Genomic DNA, 16572 nt, shown 5'->3' with positions numbered 1-16572 from the left:
CGTCGCGGACGGCCTCTCTGCCGGCCTCCTTCCGCCGTGCTCTCCCAGCCGCGCCAAAGCCGGATGCGCGAGGATGGGAGCTTCCCGTCTTCTTCCGAGAGGTCTCCCGTGCGTTTTCGCCCGATCGCTTCCCTGTCCGTCGCCGCCGCCGCAGTGCTGCTGCTGGCCGGATGCTCCGGCTCGTCCACCGACGCGCAGACGCCCGATGCCACGGCGACCCCGGATGCCGGAGCCTGCCAGACGCCGTTCACCGGCGACGTCCCCGCGGGGCTCGAGGTGTCGGGCGACTTCCAGGGCCCTGTCACCGTGACGCGCCCCGATGGCTTCGCCCCCAGCGACATCCAGCGCAGCACCTTGATCGAGGGCAGCGGCGAGGAGATCCAGGCCGGCGACATCGTCAAGGCCAATTACACGGTGATCGACGCCAGCACGGGTGACGTCGTCCTGGACTCGCTATCGTCCGATCCGTCCGGGATGGACATGATCGTCAACTCCCAGCAGATCTTCGGCGCGGCCGTGTCGTGCGTGCCGGTCGGCTCGCGCACCGTCTCGACCTTCCCCGCCGGCATCCTCGGCGAAGGCTCTCCCGCCTACGTTCTGGTGGCGGACGCGATCGCGGAGCTCCCGACGCGCGCGGACGGCACCGAGGTCGCCCCGGCCGACGGCATGCCGACCGTGACCTTCGCCGACAACGGTGCCCCCACGGTCACCGTCCCGAGCACCCCCGCGCCCACCGAGACGCGCATCGAGAACCTGCGCCAGGGCTCGGGCGACGTGGTCAACCCCGGCGACACCGTCATCGTGCAGTACACGGGTGTGCTCTACGACGGCGGCACCGTCTTCGACTCGAGCTGGGACAAGGGCGCGCCGACCCAGTTCGCGACCACCGCGGTCGTCCCGGGCTTCAAGAAGGCGCTCGAGGGACAGACGGTCGGTTCGCAGGTCGTCGCCGTCATCCCGCCCGCCGACGGGTACGGCGACCAGGAGCAGGGCTCGATCCCGGCGAACTCGACGCTCGTGTTCGTCGTCGACATCCTCGGCGTGCAGCACGCTCCCGCCGCGCAGTGAGCGACGTCCGGGGCGTCGCGCCTCGCACGAAGGCGTGCGGCGCGCGACGCCCCGGGGTGGCGGCTCAGTAGGCTGACGGGATGCGCCGCGTCCTCATCCTCGGTTCCACTGGTTCGATCGGCACCCAGGCGCTCGACGTCATCCGCGCCAACGCCGACCGCTTCGAGATCGTCGGTCTCGCGGCCGGTACCGACCGCGCCGGCGTCGAGGCGCAGGCCGAGACCTTCGGCGTCGAGCACACCGCTCTCGGTGCCGTCGAAGCGGAGCAGCTCGTCCGCGACGTCGACGCCGATGTCGTGCTGAACGGCATCACCGGATCGGTGGGTCTCGGGCCCACCCTCGCGGCCCTCGAGGAGGGCCGCACCCTGGCGCTGGCGAACAAGGAATCGCTGATCGTCGGCGGTGAACTCGTCACCGCGCTCGCCGCGCCGGGCCAGATCGTCCCCGTCGACTCGGAGCACTCCGCCATCGCCCAGGCGCTGCGCGCGGGAGCGTCGAACGAGGTGCGCCGTCTCGTGCTCACGGCATCCGGGGGTCCGTTCCGCGGGCGTTCGCGCGACGAGCTCGGCGCCGTCACCCCGGCCGAAGCGCTCGCCCACCCCACCTGGGACATGGGCCGGGTGGTGACCACCAACTCGGCGACGCTCGTCAACAAGGGCCTCGAGGTCATCGAGGCGCACCTGCTCTTCGACGTCGCCTACGACCGCATCGCGGTGACCGTGCACCCGCAGTCGATCGTGCACTCGATGGTCGAGTTCGTGGACGGCTCGACGATCGCCCAGGCGTCTCCGCCCGACATGCGGCTGCCGATCTCGCTCGGCCTCGACTGGCCGCACCGTGTGGGCGGCGTCGGGGCGCCGCTGGATTGGACCACGGCGTCGCAGTGGACGTTCGAACCGCTCGACGAGAAGGCCTTCGGCTCCGTCGCTCTGGCCAAGCGCGTGGGGCGCGCGGGGGCGACGTTCCCGGCGGTCTTCAACGCGGCGAACGAGCAGGCCGTCGACGCCTTCCATGAGGGCCGGCTGAGCTTCCTCGGCATCGTCGATCTCATCGAGCGCGTGGTCGATCGGCACGAGCCCCCGGCGACCCTCACCCGCGAGAGCCTCGCCGAGGCGGAGACGTGGGCGCGCCGTACGGCCGACGAGATCATCGCGTCGCGCTGACGTCCCTCGCCGGATGCGGAGGTCCCTGAGCCTGTCGAAGGGACCGGGGTGACGCGGGTTGCGGTGGCTTCGGCGGGCTCAGCCACCTGGCGTCGGGGTTTGGGTGCAGCGATGGTCGGGGGTCCCTGAGCCTGTCGAGGGGACCGGGCGTGCGCGCGCGGGCGCCGGTGGCTTCGACGAGCTCAGCCACCTCGGATGCAGGGAGTTGCGCGGCTTCCGGTGGCTTCGACGGGCTCGGCCCCCTCGGGGCGGGTGGGAGGCGATGAGCTGCCGTCGCCCGGTCAGGCGGGGAAGTCGACCGGGCGCTCGGGGTCGGACGACGGCGTGCTGTCGGCCGGGTAGGGGACGGGCCACTGCGGGTCGGGCACGGCCCAGCCGGCCGCGCGCAGGGCGCGTCGTGACAGCTCGCGGGCCGAATAGGGCGTGCGGACGCCGCGGACGTCGCGGTAGTCCTGGTGTCCGGGCCCTGCCCACAGGATCGCGTCGCCCTCGCCGACGAGCTTCACGGCCTCGAGGATCGCCCGCTCCGGAGGGGTGAACTCGTGGATCTCGGCGTCGGGCCGCGCGCGCCGCGCGCCCTCGACGAGCACCGCGCGGATGGCATCCGGGTTCTCGTGTCGGGGGTGGTGGTCGGTGACGACGAGGATGTCGCTGCCTTCGACGGCCGTGCGTCCCATGTCGTGGCGCTTGGTCGCGTCGCGGTCGCCGTCGGCGCCGAAGAGCATGACGACCTTTCCCGGCGTGACGCGTCGCACCGCGGCGAGCGTCTTCTCGAACGCGTCGGGGGAGTGACCGAAGTCGACGTAGACGGCGGGGCCCTCCGCCCCCGAGACCAGCTGCGTGCGGCCCGGGAGGGCGGCGTCGATGTGCTCGCCGTCGAGGGTGCTGAACAGGTGCTCCCACGTGTAGCCGGTCTCGAGCAGCATGACGATCGCGAGGCCGGCGTTGGCGGCCATGTGGCGACCGATCACGGGCACGACCGTGGTGAGCGAGCGTCCCTTGCCGTCGGACAGTGTGAACTCGGTGCCCTCCTGGCGCTCGTCGACGATGTCGACCGTCCAGTCGGCGGATGCCACCGCCGCGGGGTCGTGCGCGATCGCGGGCGTCGCGATGGTCACGACCGGGATCTCGGCGCGCGCCGCGATCTCCGCACCCGCGGGGGAGTCGAGGCACACCACGCCGCGTCGCGCGCGGTCGGGGCGGAACAGCGGCAGCTTGGCCTCGAAGTACTCGCGCATGTCGGCGTAGTCGTCGAGGTGGTCGTGCGTGAGGTTGGTGAACCCGGCGACGTCGAACACCAGCCCGTCGACGCGGTGTCGGGTGAGGGCCTGCGCGCTCACCTCGACGGCGACCGCCTCGACCCCGCGCTCGCGCATGAGCGCGAGCAGGGCGTGGAACTCCGAGGCCTCGGGGGTGGTCAGGCGCGAGACGATCACGTCTCCCGCGATGTGGCGCTCGGCGGTGGAGGACAGGCCCGTCACCACGCCGAGCTGACCGAGGATGCCCTCGAGCAGGTGCGAGACGCTCGTCTTGCCGTTGGTCCCCGTGGTCGCCAGCAGGCGGGGGAGGTCGTCGTCGGGGCCGGTGCCGTAGACCCATGCCGAGAGGTCGCCCAACAGGGCGCGGGGGTCGTCGACCACGACGATCGGCAACCCGGTGGGGGCGGCGATGTCGGCGCCCGCGTCGTCGGTGATGACCGCGACCGCGCCGCGCTCGGCCGCGGTGGCCGCGAATTCGGCGCCGTGCCGGTTCACTCCGCGGATCGCGACGAAGGCCTCTCCCGCACGCAGATCGGCGGTGGCCAGCGTGATGCCGGTCAGGACGGTTCCGTCGACGTCTCCGACCGTGCGCACGCCCCAGCGGCGGGCCAGTTCCGCGAGGTCGCGGCGGGGCGGACGCTCCGGACGGAGGACGGGGGGCAGGTTCGAGGGGGCGTCGCTGGGCATCGCGTCCATTGTCGCATCCGGTGCCGCAGAGACACCGCATCGCGGCCGCACGGGCCGTTCAAAGCCTCCCGGCGGTATCGTCACGAAGGTGACCGCGATCGCCTTCCTCATCGGCGTGCTCGTGCTCGTGATCGGCCTCGCGATCTCGATCGCCCTGCACGAGATCGGGCATCTGCTGCCCGCCAAGCTCTTCGGCGTACGCGTCGGGCAGTACATGATCGGGTTCGGACCGACACTGTGGTCCAAGCGGGTCGGCGAGACCGAGTACGGCTTCAAACTGCTGCCGCTCGGCGGGTTCATCTCGATGGCCGGCATGTATCCGCCGGCGCCCGACGACGCCGAGCCCGGAACCAAGCGCTCGCGCTTCTTCGCCACCATGGTGCAGGACGCCCGCGACGCCAACGCCGAGACCCTCATCGCCGCCGACGACCGCGTCTTCTACAAACTGCCCGTGTACAAGCGCATCATCGTCATGCTCGGCGGACCGATCATGAACCTCCTGCTGGCGTTCGTGCTGTCGGCCGTCGCCGTGAGCGGCATCGGCATCGCGCAGGGGACGACGACGGTCGCCTCGGTGTCGCAGTGCGTCATCCCGGCCACCGCCGATCGCTCGGCCTGCGAGGCGAGCGACCCCGTCGCCCCCGCGGCCGCCGCCGGACTGCTGCCGGGCGACACCATCGTCTCGATCGACGGCACCGCGGTGTCCACCTTCGACGAGGCCGCCGCCGTCATCCAGCGCTCGCCGGGTCGGGCCCTGCCCGTCGTGATCGAGCGCGACGGCTCCGAGCAGACGCTCACGATCACGCCCGTGCAGACCGACCGGGCGGTCACCGGAGCCGACGGACGACCCGTGCTCGATGCGGCCGGGCAGCCCGAGTACCAGAGCGTGGGTTTCGCGGGACTCACCCCGCAGTCCGCGCTCGTGCCGCAGCCCCTCTGGGCAGGGCCCGAGGCGACGATCCAGCAGGTCGGCGCGGTCGCGCAGATCATGACGCAGTTGCCGGTCCGCGTCTACGACACCGCGGTCGACCTCGTCACCGGTCAGCCCCGCGACCCGAACGGCCCCCTGAGCGTCGTCGGCGCCGGACGCCTCGCGGGCGAGTACGCCGCCGTGGACGCGCCGATCGCCGCGCGCGTGCAGTCGATCATCGGCCTGCTCGCCGCCCTGAACATCGCCCTGTTCGTCTTCAACCTGATCCCGCTGCTGCCCCTGGACGGCGGGCACGTCGTCGTCGCCCTGTGGGACGGCCTCAAGCGACGGATCGCGCGTCTGCGCGGCACGGTCGCACGCCCGGTGGATGCCACGAAGCTCGTGCCCGTGACCTTCGTCGTCGTCGTGCTGCTGGTGGGCATGGGCGGCGTGCTGTTCCTCGCCGACGTGTTCAATCCGATACAGCTGCTGTGACGCGGGGCCGGTTCGCACGGGTGGGGGCTCTCGGCGTCGTCGTCGTGGCGGCCCTCGCCGTGTCGACCGGCTGCGCCCCGGCATCCGGCCCGCCGTCGACCGGGGGCGCGGTGCGCCTCCCCCCGCAGGGGGCGGGCTTCGACTACCAGCTCGGCGGTGCCTACCCGCCGTCGGACGGGGTCGACATCGTCGTCCGCGATCGCACGGCCCCACCCGCGGGCGCCGGATACGACGTCTGCTACGTCAACGGGTTCCAGACGCAGCCCGAGGATTCGGCGGCTGTCGCCCGGGATCGGCCCGAGCTGCTCGTCGCCGGAGTCGACGGCCCCCTCGTGGATGCCGGATGGCCCGACGAGTACCTCTTCGACACGTCGAGCGAGGCAAGCCGATCACAGCTGGTCGACCTCGTGGGGGAGCAGATCCGCGGCTGCGCCGCCGACGGCTACGCGGCCGTCGAGATCGACAACCTCGACTCGTACACGCGCAGCGATGGCGCACTCACCTGGGGCGACAACCGGTCCCTCGCCGAGGCGTACGTGCGCATCGCCCACGACGCAGGGCTCGCCGTCGCCCAGAAGAACACCGCGGAGCACGCCGAGGAGCTGGCGGCCGCAGGGTTCGATTTCGCCGTCGCGGAGTCGTGCGCGGCCTTCGCGGAGTGCGACGACTACAGCGCCGTCTATCCGGCGGTGCTCGACGTCGAGTACGTCGACGAGACGTCGCGCGACGACTTCCTCGCGGCCTGCGGCGACGCCGATCCGCGCGTGTCGATGATCCGGCGCGACCTGCAGCTGGTCGCGCCGCCGGCATCCGGCCACGTCTTCGAGGCCTGCGCCTCCTGAGAGCGCCGCCCCGGCGTCAGGACGCGTCGGTAAGCGCATGCGCGATGAGCCGCTCGAGCGTCCGCATGCCGTCGCGCGACAGGATCGACTCCAGGTGCCCCTGCACGCTCGCGAAACCGGGACCCTGCAGGGCGTAGACGTCTCCGGTCAGGGGGTCGGCGGCGACGTCGACGTCGAGGGGGGCCACGACCTCGCCCCGGTCGTACGCGATGCTCCGACTGTCGCCCGGGTGCACGCGCGCGGTGAAGGTGTTGTAGAAGCCGATCGAGGCGTCCTCGCCGAACACGTCGACGCTCTTCTGCAGTCCCTGATGCGGGCGATCGAGCGGCGTGAGCTCGATACCGAGGGAGTCGGCCAGGATCTGGTGGCTCAGGCACACGGCGAGAAGGGGGTCGCGCCGAGCGGTCCGGCGTCCGACGACGCCGCGCATGGCCTCCATGCGCGGGGTGTCGTCGCGCGGGTCGCCGGGTCCGGGTCCCGACACCACGAGGTCCGCGGCATCCACCTCGGTGTCCGAGACGTCCGCCCAGTGCACGATGCGGGTGTCGAGCCCGAGGTGGCGCAGCTGGTGGGCGAGCATCGTGGTGAAGCGGTCCTCGGCATCCACGACCAGGGCCGTGCGGCCCGCGAACGGGCCCGATCCGTCGGGGTCCTGCGGGTTCATCCAGAACGGTGCGAGACGGTCGTTGCGGGATGCCAGGAGCTCGGCGATCGCGGGATCCTCCGCGAGCGGTCGGCGCTCGGCCACCGGGGCGTCGGGATCCGCATCGGCGGGGACGACGGGGACGTCACGGGGGATCGCGCCGATCGCCCCGAGGACGCCCGCGGCCTTGCCGTGCGTCTCGCCGACCTCGCCGTAGGGGTCGGAGTGGCGCACGAGCGTCGCACCCACGGGTACGCGCAGGCGTCCGTCGACGAGGTACGCCGTGCGGATCAGGATGGGCGCGTCGAGGTCGTGCGTGGGTCCCTCGGCGTTGCCGTTGGGTGTAAACAGTGCCGCGACGCCCGAGTAGTACCCGCGCGGGGTCGTCTCGTGGCGGGCGATCACGGTGCAGGCGTTCTGCATGGGGGAGCCGGTGACCGTGGGGGCGAACATCGTCTCGCGCAGGATGTCGCGGGGGTCGAGGTCGCTGCGCCCGCGCAGCATGTACTCGGTGTGGGTGAGGCGCGACATCTCCTTCAGGTGCGGGCCCGTGATGCGCCCCCCGTCGCTGCACACGGCGCTCATCATCTTGAGCTCCTCGTCGACGACCATGAAGAGCTCCTCGGTCTCCTTCGTCGAGCGCAGGAACTCCGCGAGCGTGTCCGCGGTGGCGCCGCCCGCGGGGTGGCGGAACGTGCCCGAGATGGGGTTCATCGTGACGATGCCGTCCTGGGCGCTCACGTGCGCCTCCGGGCTCGCCCCGACGGCGATGTGCCCCTCGGTGACGATCGCGAAGGTCCAGTACGCGCCCTTCTCGTGCTCGAGCAGCGCGCGGAACCAGGTCAGCGCCGCGGCGCGGGGATCGGCGTCGACGCCCGCGACGAAGTCCCGCCGGATGACGAAGTTCGCCCCCTCGCCGCGACCGATCTCCTCGGCGATCACGCGCCGCACGATGTCGGCGTACTCCTCGTCGGCGATGTCGAACCCGGCGTCCGCGAGGTCCACGGGAGCGGAGGGGAGGGATGCCATGACCCCGGCACGGGGGAGGACGACGCGCTCGCCGATGACGAGGCAGCGAAGCGGAGCGCCGTCGTCGTGACAGACGAACCCGCGCTCGCGCACCTGACGGAACGGCACGAGCGCCAGTACCTCGCGGGCGACGCCGTCGACGTCGGTCAGCGGGATGTCGGCGAGGAGGTCCACGTCGACGACGTCGCCGGTGAGCACCTCGACGGTGGCGTCGTCACCCGCGGCGGGGCCGCGCGCGATGAGCGCGAACGGCGCGGAACCTGCGAGCAGATCGTGGATCAGAGAGGAGGGGTCGGGCCCGGTCATCGAAGTACTTCCGTCTGTGAGCGAGGGTCCTACGCGGCCGCCGAAAACACGAAGACCGCCCGGATCCCGAGGGAGGGCGGTCTGTCGCACGCGTGCTCACCGCCTAGACGGTGGGCCACCAGCTGAGTTGCGCGCGCATGGCGCCGAACCTACCACAGGGAGCATTCGCAGCCTGTTCCGGCTCCGTCCAGCGACGGCGGCGTAGGCTGAGCGCGTGCCTGCTGTGAATCTCGGAATGCCCCGCGTGCCGGAGACCCTCGCTCCCCGTCGCAAGACCCGTCAGATCCGGGTCGGGAAGGTGCTCGTCGGCGGCGACGCCCCCGTGAGCGTCCAGTCGATGACCACGACGCCGACGACCAACATCAACGCCACCCTCCAGCAGATCGCCGAGCTCACGGCATCCGGCTGCGAGATCGTGCGCGTCGCCGTGCCGTCGCAGGACGACGCCGATGTGCTGCACATCATCGCGAAGAAGAGCCAGATCCCCGTCATCGCCGACATCCACTTCCAGCCGAAGTACGTCTTCCAGGCGATCGACGCCGGGTGCGGCGCCGTGCGCGTGAACCCCGGCAACATCCGCAAGTTCGACGACCAGGTCGGCGCCATCGCCAAGGCCGCCAAGGATGCCGGCGTCTCCCTGCGCATCGGCGTCAACGCCGGGTCGCTCGACCGCCGCCTGCTCGAGAAGTACGGCAAGGCCACCCCCGAGGCGCTCGTCGAGAGCGCCGTGTGGGAGGCCTCGCTGTTCGAGGAGCACGACTTCCACGACTTCAAGATCTCGGTCAAGCACAATGACCCGATCGTCATGGTCAAGGCCTACCGCCTGCTCGCCGAGCGGGGCGACTGGCCGCTGCACCTCGGCGTGACCGAGGCCGGCCCCGCGTTCCAGGGCACGATCAAGAGCGCCACGGCGTTCGGCATCCTGCTCTCGGAGGGGATCGGCGACACGATCCGCGTCTCGCTGTCGGCACCTCCGGCCGAAGAAGTCAAGGTCGGGCACCAGATCCTGCAGTCGCTGAATCTGCGCGAGCGCAAGCTCGAGATCGTCTCGTGCCCCTCGTGCGGTCGCGCGCAGGTCGACGTGTACACGCTCGCCGACGACGTGACCGAGGGTTTGAAGGACATGACCGTTCCGCTGCGCGTGGCCGTCATGGGCTGTGTCGTGAACGGACCCGGCGAGGCGCGCGACGCCGACCTCGGCGTGGCGTCGGGCAACGGCAAGGGCCAGATCTTCGTCAAGGGCCAGGTCATCAAGACCGTGCCCGAGGCCGAGATCGTGCAGACCCTCATCGAAGAGGCCAACCGCCTCGCCGACGAGATGGGTCCGGATGCCGCGACCGGAACGGCGCAGGTCATCACGGCCTGAGCCGACCGCCCTCCCACGCGCGGTGCGCCCCGACCGATGGGCGTGACCGGCGACGCATGAGCTGCCGCGGAGGACTGCACGCCGCTCGATCCGGCACGGCTCACCCGCGCCGCACCGACCCGCGGGCCGACGTCCGATAGCGTCGGGAGTCCCATGACCGAGACTCCCGCGCCCTCGCTCGCCCGTCCGCTCGTCGCGGGGGTCGTGACCGCTCTCGTCGGCTTCACCAGCACCTTCGCCGTCGTGCTGACGGGTCTCGGCGCCGTGGGCGCGTCTCCCGCGCAGGCGGCGAGCGGGCTGCTCGCCATCACGCTGGTCGTGGGCGTCGGCTGCATCGTCCTCGCGGCGCGGTACCGCATCCCGATCACCGTGGCGTGGTCCACACCGGGCGTCGCGCTGCTCGCGGCGACGGGCGCCGTCGACGGCGGGTGGCCCGCGGTCGTCGGCGGGTTCCTCGTGTGCGCCGCGCTCATCCTCTGCACCGCGCTCTTCCCGCCCCTGGGCGCCCTGATCGCCCGCATCCCTCCCTCCATCGCGCAGGCCATGCTCGCCGGCGTCCTGCTGCCGCTGTGCGTGGCGCCGTTCGTCGGCCTCGTCGACGACCCGTGGAGCGTCGCCCCGGTGCTGATCGTCTGGCTCGTGGCATCCCGCCTGCTGCCCCGCTGGGCGGTGCCGCTCGCGTTCGTGGCGGCGATCGTCGTGGTCGCGGTCGAGCTCGCGCGCACCGGGGTCGACACGGATGCCGCATCCCTGCTGCCCCGCCTGGAGGTCACCGCCCCGACGCTCACGATCGGCGCGGTGGTGGGCATCGCCCTGCCGCTCTTCGTGGTGACGATGGCGTCGCAGAACGTGCCCGGCGTCGCGGTCATGAAGAGCCTCGGCTACACGATCCCGTGGCGGCCGGCGATGCTCGTCACCGGCCTGGGGTCGGCGGCCGCGGCCGGCTTCGGCGGGCACGCGATGAACCTCGGGGCGATCAGCGCGGCCATCGCCGCGGGACCGGACGCGCACCCCGACCCGCGACGCCGGTGGGTGGCGGGCGTGTCGGCCGGCGGCACCTATCTCGTGCTGGGCGCCCTGTCGGCGGCCTTCGCGGCGATCGTCCTCCTGGCCCCGGCGGGCGTCATCCCCGCCGTCGCGGGCGTCGCTCTCTTCGGCGCGTTCGGATCCGCGGTGCAGCAGGCCATCGACGACCCGGGCGAGCGGTTGCCGGCGGTCGTGACGTTCCTCGTCGCGGCATCCGGGATCGCCGTGTTCGGGGTCAGTGCGGCGTTCTGGGCACTGCTGGCCGGTCTCGTGGTGCGCACGGCGCTGCATCTCGGCCGGCGGGCCGGCTGACAGCCGTCACCGTTTCGTTATCGTCCGCGTTGCTCGTGCGGGAACCGAACGGAGTCTCACGGACACTACTGAGTGTGGATGACGACGACGCCGGACTGTGGGGCCGGGTTCGCCAAGGGGACGAGCTCGCGCTCGCCGCGCTGTTCGACCGCTACGAGGCGCGCCTGTTCCGGCACGCCTCGCGACTGCTGACGGCACGGGAGGATGCGAAGGATGCCGTGACCGTGGCGTTCTTCGAGCTGTGGCGCAAGCGCGCCTCGGTCCGCCTGGTCGAGGGGTCGCCCCTGCCGTGGTTGCTGACGACGGTCGCGCACTGCGCGCGGAATCTCGAGCGGTCGGGCCGGCGGTATCGGGCGCTGCTCGACCGGGCGCCGGTCCCCGCGCCGCGGGCGATGCACGGGCAGGACGACAGCGGCGTGCTCGCGGCGTTGAAGAGGCTGCCGGAGCGCGAGCAGGCCGTCGTGGTCCTGGCCGTGCTGGAGGGCTATGCCGAGCGCGAGGTGGCGCAGGCCCTCGGCATCCCGGCCGGGACGGTCAAATCGCGGCTGGCCCGCGCCAAGGCGAAGCTGCGCGACGAGGTCGCGCTGGAAGGGGCACGGGCATGAACGACGAACTGACGCCCGAGGAGCGCGCCGCTCTGCGCGCGCGGATCGTGGGCGCTGCTCGCGAGATCACCCCGGTCGGCGCGCACCGGGGGGCCTGGATCGCCGGATCCATCGCGGCGGTGCTGGTCGTCGGCATCGCCGGGGGAGTGGCGGTGACCTCGACCCTGGGCGCGCCGCAGGTCGCCACGTCGCCCTCACCGACCCCGACGGCCTCGATCGTCGAGCCCGCGCCCACCCCGACCCCGAGCGCGTCGTCGGTCTCGCCCCCGGAGCGGCCGGAACCCGCCGTCGTGCTCGGCGGTCGGTGCGAGGCTCTGCTCGACGCCGATGAGGCGGGCGGATTCATTCCGGAGGCGGTCGCATCGCCGTTCGCGAACAGCAGCCAGTCGACTCCGCCGCGGCAGAACGACATGCTGGGACTGCTCGGCGGGCTCTCGTGCGCATGGTCCACGGACCAGGACGGGTTCAGCGTCACGGTCGTTCCGAGCGCGGCGCTTCCCGACGGCACCGTCGATGCCTGGCGCGCCGACGAGCGTTGCGGGCCGGGCGAGCTCTGCCTCGCCGAGAAGACGATCGGCGACCTGTGGGTCGGGGTGAACTGGTGGGACCCGGCGTACAACCGCGACCCGTCGCCGGAGGTCACCGCCGCGGTGGAGCGCGTGCGCGCGGCGGCCCAGGACGTGCTCTCCACCGTCGAACCGCGCCTCGCGGGCGCCGTCGGCGTCCCCCGTGACGAGGTGGCCGGAGCGCCCCTTCCCGCGTGCGCAGAGCTCGACGCGCTGGTGTCGGACTGGGCGGGTGCCGACGTCGAGACCGGATACCCCAGCGACAACGTCGCGTCCGGGCCGGTCTGGGACATCGCCGTGGCCGCGGGGGTCGCCCGCTTCTGCGGGTGGTCGTCGTATCCGACCGACGGCTCCGGTCGGGCCCTCGCCCTCGGCTTCTACACGCAGCCGCTCCTGGGCGAGCCCGCCGCCGCCGACCTCGAGGAGCGCTCCATGCGACCGATCGACATCCCGGGGACGTCGGCCGCCTGGATCGAGGACGGCGCACCGAACGGTGTGTCGACCACGATCATCGCCGTCGTCGGGGAGACCCGGCTCACCGTCTACGGGAACGGAAGGGACACCGGCGAGTGGGTCGACCTCGTCTCGCGGCTCGCGGCCGATCTGGACCTGGCGGCGTGAGGCGCCCGGCATCCGTCCTCCCGGTCCGCGCGGCCTAGACTCGACTCTCGTGGTCACCCGTCTGTCGAACTACTTCCTCCGCACGCTTCGCGAAGACCCCTCGGATGCCGAGGTCACGAGCCACCGCCTGCTCGTGCGCGCCGGATACATCCGTCGCAACGCCCCGGGCATCTTCGCCTGGCTCCCTCTCGGTCTGAAGGTCAAGGCCAAGATCGAGACGGTCGTGCGCGAAGAGATGGCGAACGCCGGAGCCTTCGAGGTGCACTTCCCGGCGCTGCTGCCGCGCGAGCCGTACGAGGTCACCGGCCGCTGGGAGGAGTACGGCGACGCGCTGTTCCGCCTGCAGGACCGCAAGGGCGCCGACTACCTCCTCGCTCCCACGCACGAGGAGATGTTCACGCTCCTGGTGAAGGACCTCTACTCGTCGTACAAGGACCTTCCGCTGACGATCTACCAGATCCAGGACAAGTACCGCGACGAGGCGCGTCCCCGCGCCGGTCTCCTGCGCGGCCGCGAGTTCACGATGAAGGACGCGTACTCGTTCGACGCGACGGATGCCGGGCTCGACGCCTCGTACCAGGCCCAGCGCGACGCCTACGAGCGCATCTTCACCCGCCTCGGGCTGGAGTACGTCATCGTCGCCGCCGACGCGGGGGCGATGGGTGGCTCGAAGTCGGAGGAGTTCCTGCACCCGACCCCGATCGGCGAAGACACCTTCGTGCGCTCCGCCGGCGGGTACGCCGCCAACGTCGAGGCCTTCACGACGGTCGCGCCCGAGGCGCTCCCGATCGGGGGACAGCCGGATGCGGTGGTCTTCGACTCCCCGAACACCCCCACGATCGCGACCCTCGTCGACCACGCCAATGCGCACCTCGACGCTCCCGCGCCCGGCATCGCCGGCCCCGCGACGGACGGGGCCACCGCGTGGACCGCGGCGCACACGCTGAAGAACGTCGTGCTGGCACTGACCCACCTCGACGGCACCCGCGAGCTCGTCGTCGTGGGCCTGCCCGGCGACCGCGACGTCGACGACAAGCGCGTCGAGGTCGCCTTCGCCCCCGCCGAGGTCGAAGCGGCAACCGAAGACGACTTCGCGAAGAACCCGCTGCTGGTCAAGGGCTACATCGGCCCCTGGTCGCCCACCGGTCCCGTGCTCGGCGAGGAGTCGGCGACGAAGATCCGCTACGTGCTCGACCCCCGCGTGGTCGACGGCACCGCGTGGATCACCGGCGCGAACATCGACCAGAAGCACGTGCACTCGCTCGTCGCCGGCCGCGACTTCGTCGGCGACGGCTTCGTCGAGGTCTCGACCGTGCGCGCCGGCGACCCTGCCCCCGACGGCTCGGGCCCCGTGGAGCTGGCCCGCGGCATGGAGATCGGCCACGTCTTCCAGCTCGGCCGCAAGTACGCCGAGGCGCTCGGACTGAAGGTGCTCGACGAGAACGGCAAGCTCGCGACCGTCACGATGGGCTCCTACGGCATCGGCGTGACCCGCATCCTCGCGATCATCGCCGAGCTGAACAACGACGACAAGGGCCTGATCTGGCCGGAGTCGGTCGCCCCGTTCGACGTGCACGTGGTGGCCACCGGCCGCGACGCCGCCGCGTTCGAGCTCGCTGCATCCTTCTCCGACCAGCTCGAGGCGGCCGGCCTCGACGTCCTGTACGACGACCGCCCCAAGGTCTCGCCCGGTGTGAAGTTCGGCGACGCCGAGCTCGTCGGCATCCCGCGCATCCTCATCGTGGGCCGCGGCGCCGCCGAGGGGCAGGTCGAGCTGTGGGACCGCCGCACGGGCGAGCGCGAGACGCTCTCCGTCGCCGACGCCGTTGCGGCGCTGACCCGCTGACGCTCGTCCCGCCTCTCCTCGCGAGACGGCATCTCGCTGACCACACGGTTGCAGAGTGCAGCCGGGTCATCAGCGGGATGTCGTCTCGCGGTCTCTCACGCTGCCGGCCGCGGCGGGCGGTCAAGAGACCCCGACGGACGAGGAGGACTCGGTAGCGTGGATGCCATGATCTCGGCACCCCGCCTGTCTCTGTCCGACGGCTCCACGATCCCGCAGCTCGGCATCGGCACCTACAAGGTGCCCGCCGACGTCACCGCCGGTCTCGTGGCGGGGGCGCTCGCCGCGGGTTGTCGCCACGTGGACACGGCCGCCCTGTACGGCAACGAGACCGAGGTCGGCGAGGGACTGCGCGCCTCGGGGCTCGACCGCGACGAGGTCTTCGTCACCACCAAGGTGTGGAACGACGACCAGGGGTTCGACCAGACGCTGCACGCGTTCGACGCGAGCGCCGCGAAGCTCGGTCTCGACCGGGTCGACCTGTACCTCATCCACTGGCCCATTCCCAGCGCCGACCGCTACGTCGAGACGTGGAAGGCGCTGGTGCGCCTGCAACAGGAGGGACGCGCGACCTCGATCGGCGTGAGCAACTTCGCGATCCCTCACCTCGCGCGCCTGCGCGACGAGACCGGCGTGCTGCCGTCGATCAACCAGGTCGAGCTGCACCCCCGGTTCCCGCAGAACGAGCTGGTCGACTGGGATGCCGCGAACGGCATCGTCACCGAGTCGTGGGCGCCGCTCGCCCGCGGTGGCTTGCTCGACGAACCCGTGTTGGCGCAGATCGCCGAGAAGTACGGCAAGACCCCCGCTCAGGTCGTCATCCGCTGGCACCTCGATCGCACCCTCGTGGTGTTCCCCAAGTCGGTCTCCCTCGATCGCATCCGCGAGAACGGCGACGTGTTCGACTTCACCCTCGACGCCGACGACCACGCGCGGATCGCGACGTTGGAGACGGGGGAGCGCACCGGTCGGGACCCCAGCCTGGACTGAGCGCCGCTCGGGCGGAACCTCTCACGCGTCGAGACGGGCGTAGCGCGCGCGGAAGATCGTGAACACCCCGTAGGAGAGGAATCCGAGGCCGACGAGGCACGCGAGAAACGGCCCCGCGGGCAGGGCGATGACGGCCGCGACCGCGCCATCGAGTCCGCCCGCGGTGTCGGGTTCGACCGTGATGGCGGCGACCGTCAGAAGGACTCCGACGATCACCAGGGCGACGCCCTTGGCGAGGAATCCGATAACCCCGAGTGCCGTGAGGGCGAGGCCGCGTCGACCCCGGGGCACGCGGACCTTGGAGTGGAACGAGCGTCGGATCCCCATCCACACGAAGCCGATGCCCACACCCGCCACGGCGAGACCGACGACACCCAGCAGGAAGCCGCCGATCGGCCACATCAGGACGCCGCGGCTGAGGTCCTCGGTGGTCTGTTCGGCTCGGGGACGGGCGCCGAGGGCGACGGATGCCGCGACGAGACCGATGAAGACGAACACCAGGCCCTGCGGTGCTTCCGCCGCGATGCGCGCGAGACGGCGCCACATGGTGAGGTGCCGTGGAGCGAAGGCCTGCAGCAGATGCCATGCCCCGAGGGTGACGAGCCCCACCGCCAGGGCCCACAGCGCGACGGCGCCGAGCGGCACCGCCGCGAGGGCGCGGAAGGCGCCCGTCTGGTCGCTGTCCTCCGTCGCTCCCAGGCCCACGGCGATCACGAGCGCGCCGATCAGCAGGTGCAGCGCGCCGTTGGCGGCGTAGCCCGCGCGGGCGGCGAGCCGGAAGGCGGGGTTCGCCTCGGCCTCCCGGGCTGCGGTACGAGCGGTCGAGGGCATTCCGGCACCG

The 16572-nt window shown here is 71.9% G+C and carries 13 protein-coding genes; 10 read left to right on the top strand and 3 right to left on the bottom strand.

Annotated elements, in window-relative coordinates; genetic code table 11:
- The first annotated feature begins 108 nt into the window (after positions 1-108).
- Positions 109-1068: an FKBP-type peptidyl-prolyl cis-trans isomerase gene (locus RWH45_RS01480; protein WP_315993157.1), complete on the top strand. Its 960-nt coding sequence runs from the start codon at positions 109-111 to the stop codon at positions 1066-1068.
- A gap of 80 nt (positions 1069-1148) precedes the next feature.
- Complete coding sequence (dxr, locus tag RWH45_RS01475; protein WP_315993156.1) at positions 1149-2231, top strand: 1-deoxy-D-xylulose-5-phosphate reductoisomerase; 1083 nt, start codon at positions 1149-1151, stop codon at positions 2229-2231.
- A gap of 281 nt (positions 2232-2512) precedes the next feature.
- Here dxr and RWH45_RS01470 read toward each other — a convergent pair whose 3' ends face one another.
- Entirely contained in the window at positions 2513-4177 is a 1665-nt protein-coding gene (locus RWH45_RS01470; RefSeq protein WP_315993155.1) for a Mur ligase family protein, read from the bottom strand.
- 88 nt (positions 4178-4265) lie between these two features.
- On the opposite strand from RWH45_RS01470, the gene RWH45_RS01465 reads away from it, so the two are divergent.
- Together RWH45_RS01465 and RWH45_RS01460 are read left to right on the top strand one after the other, a co-directional pair.
- A complete protein-coding gene (locus RWH45_RS01465; protein ID WP_315993154.1) occupies positions 4266-5582 on the top strand; it encodes a M50 family metallopeptidase in 1317 nt (438 codons plus the stop codon).
- Positions 5579-6424, top strand: coding sequence for an endo alpha-1,4 polygalactosaminidase (locus RWH45_RS01460; protein WP_315993153.1), 846 nt, complete (start codon positions 5579-5581; stop codon positions 6422-6424). Before RWH45_RS01465 ends, RWH45_RS01460 begins: the two co-directional genes overlap by 4 nt.
- A 16-nt stretch (positions 6425-6440) precedes the next feature.
- Here RWH45_RS01460 and RWH45_RS01455 read toward each other — a convergent pair whose 3' ends face one another.
- Positions 6441-8402 carry a chorismate-binding protein gene (locus RWH45_RS01455; protein ID WP_315993152.1) on the bottom strand — a complete coding sequence of 654 codons (1962 nt, stop codon included), beginning with the start codon at positions 8400-8402 and terminating at the stop codon, positions 6441-6443.
- A 214-nt stretch (positions 8403-8616) separates the two neighbouring features.
- On the opposite strand from RWH45_RS01455, the gene ispG reads away from it, so the two are divergent.
- The 6 genes from ispG to RWH45_RS01425 all read left to right on the top strand — a co-directional run bounded on the left by ispG (position 8617) and on the right by RWH45_RS01425 (position 15731).
- Positions 8617-9768 (top strand): flavodoxin-dependent (E)-4-hydroxy-3-methylbut-2-enyl-diphosphate synthase, encoded by a 1152-nt coding sequence (ispG, locus tag RWH45_RS01450; RefSeq protein ID WP_176776587.1) that lies wholly within the window; start codon positions 8617-8619, stop codon positions 9766-9768.
- A gap of 153 nt (positions 9769-9921) precedes the next feature.
- Positions 9922-11106 (top strand): benzoate/H(+) symporter BenE family transporter, encoded by a 1185-nt coding sequence (locus tag RWH45_RS01445; RefSeq protein ID WP_315993151.1) that lies wholly within the window; start codon positions 9922-9924, stop codon positions 11104-11106.
- 74 nt (positions 11107-11180) lie between these two features.
- On the top strand, positions 11181-11711 hold the full coding sequence (locus RWH45_RS01440) for an RNA polymerase sigma factor (RefSeq protein ID WP_315993150.1): 531 nt from the start codon (positions 11181-11183) through the stop codon (positions 11709-11711).
- Positions 11708-12898 (top strand): hypothetical protein, encoded by a 1191-nt coding sequence (locus RWH45_RS01435; protein ID WP_315993149.1) that lies wholly within the window; start codon positions 11708-11710, stop codon positions 12896-12898. Before RWH45_RS01440 ends, RWH45_RS01435 begins: the two co-directional genes overlap by 4 nt.
- A 49-nt stretch (positions 12899-12947) precedes the next feature.
- Positions 12948-14744 carry a proline--tRNA ligase gene (locus RWH45_RS01430; protein ID WP_315993148.1) on the top strand — a complete coding sequence of 599 codons (1797 nt, stop codon included), beginning with the start codon at positions 12948-12950 and terminating at the stop codon, positions 14742-14744.
- Positions 14745-14909: 165 nt separating this feature from the next.
- Complete coding sequence (locus RWH45_RS01425) at positions 14910-15731, top strand: aldo/keto reductase (RefSeq protein ID WP_315993147.1); 822 nt, start codon at positions 14910-14912, stop codon at positions 15729-15731.
- Positions 15732-15752: 21 nt separating this feature from the next.
- Here the strand turns inward: RWH45_RS01425 and RWH45_RS01420 are convergent, their stop codons facing one another.
- Positions 15753-16562, bottom strand: coding sequence for a DUF1206 domain-containing protein (locus RWH45_RS01420; protein WP_315993146.1), 810 nt, complete (start codon positions 16560-16562; stop codon positions 15753-15755).
- Positions 16563-16572: the final 10 nt, after the last annotated feature.

Source organism: Microbacterium galbum (assembly GCF_032464915.1).
GTDB classification, from domain to species: Bacteria; Actinomycetota; Actinomycetes; order Actinomycetales; family Microbacteriaceae; genus Microbacterium; species Microbacterium galbum.
This window is presented reverse-complemented; position numbering and strand designations above follow the sequence as displayed.

Coding starts and splice junctions, on each gene's coding strand:
- RWH45_RS01445 (WP_315993151.1), top strand. CDS start 9,922: ATGACCGAGACTCCCGCGCCCTCGCTCGCCCGTCCGCTCGTCGCGGGG.
- dxr (WP_315993156.1), top strand. CDS start 1,149: ATGCGCCGCGTCCTCATCCTCGGTTCCACTGGTTCGATCGGCACCCAG.
- RWH45_RS01425 (WP_315993147.1), top strand. CDS start 14,910: ATGATCTCGGCACCCCGCCTGTCTCTGTCCGACGGCTCCACGATCCCG.
- RWH45_RS01470 (WP_315993155.1), bottom strand. CDS start 4,177: ATGCCCAGCGACGCCCCCTCGAACCTGCCCCCCGTCCTCCGTCCGGAG.
- RWH45_RS01435 (WP_315993149.1), top strand. CDS start 11,708: ATGAACGACGAACTGACGCCCGAGGAGCGCGCCGCTCTGCGCGCGCGG.
- RWH45_RS01455 (WP_315993152.1), bottom strand. CDS start 8,402: ATGACCGGGCCCGACCCCTCCTCTCTGATCCACGATCTGCTCGCAGGT.
- RWH45_RS01420 (WP_315993146.1), bottom strand. CDS start 16,562: ATGCCCTCGACCGCTCGTACCGCAGCCCGGGAGGCCGAGGCGAACCCC.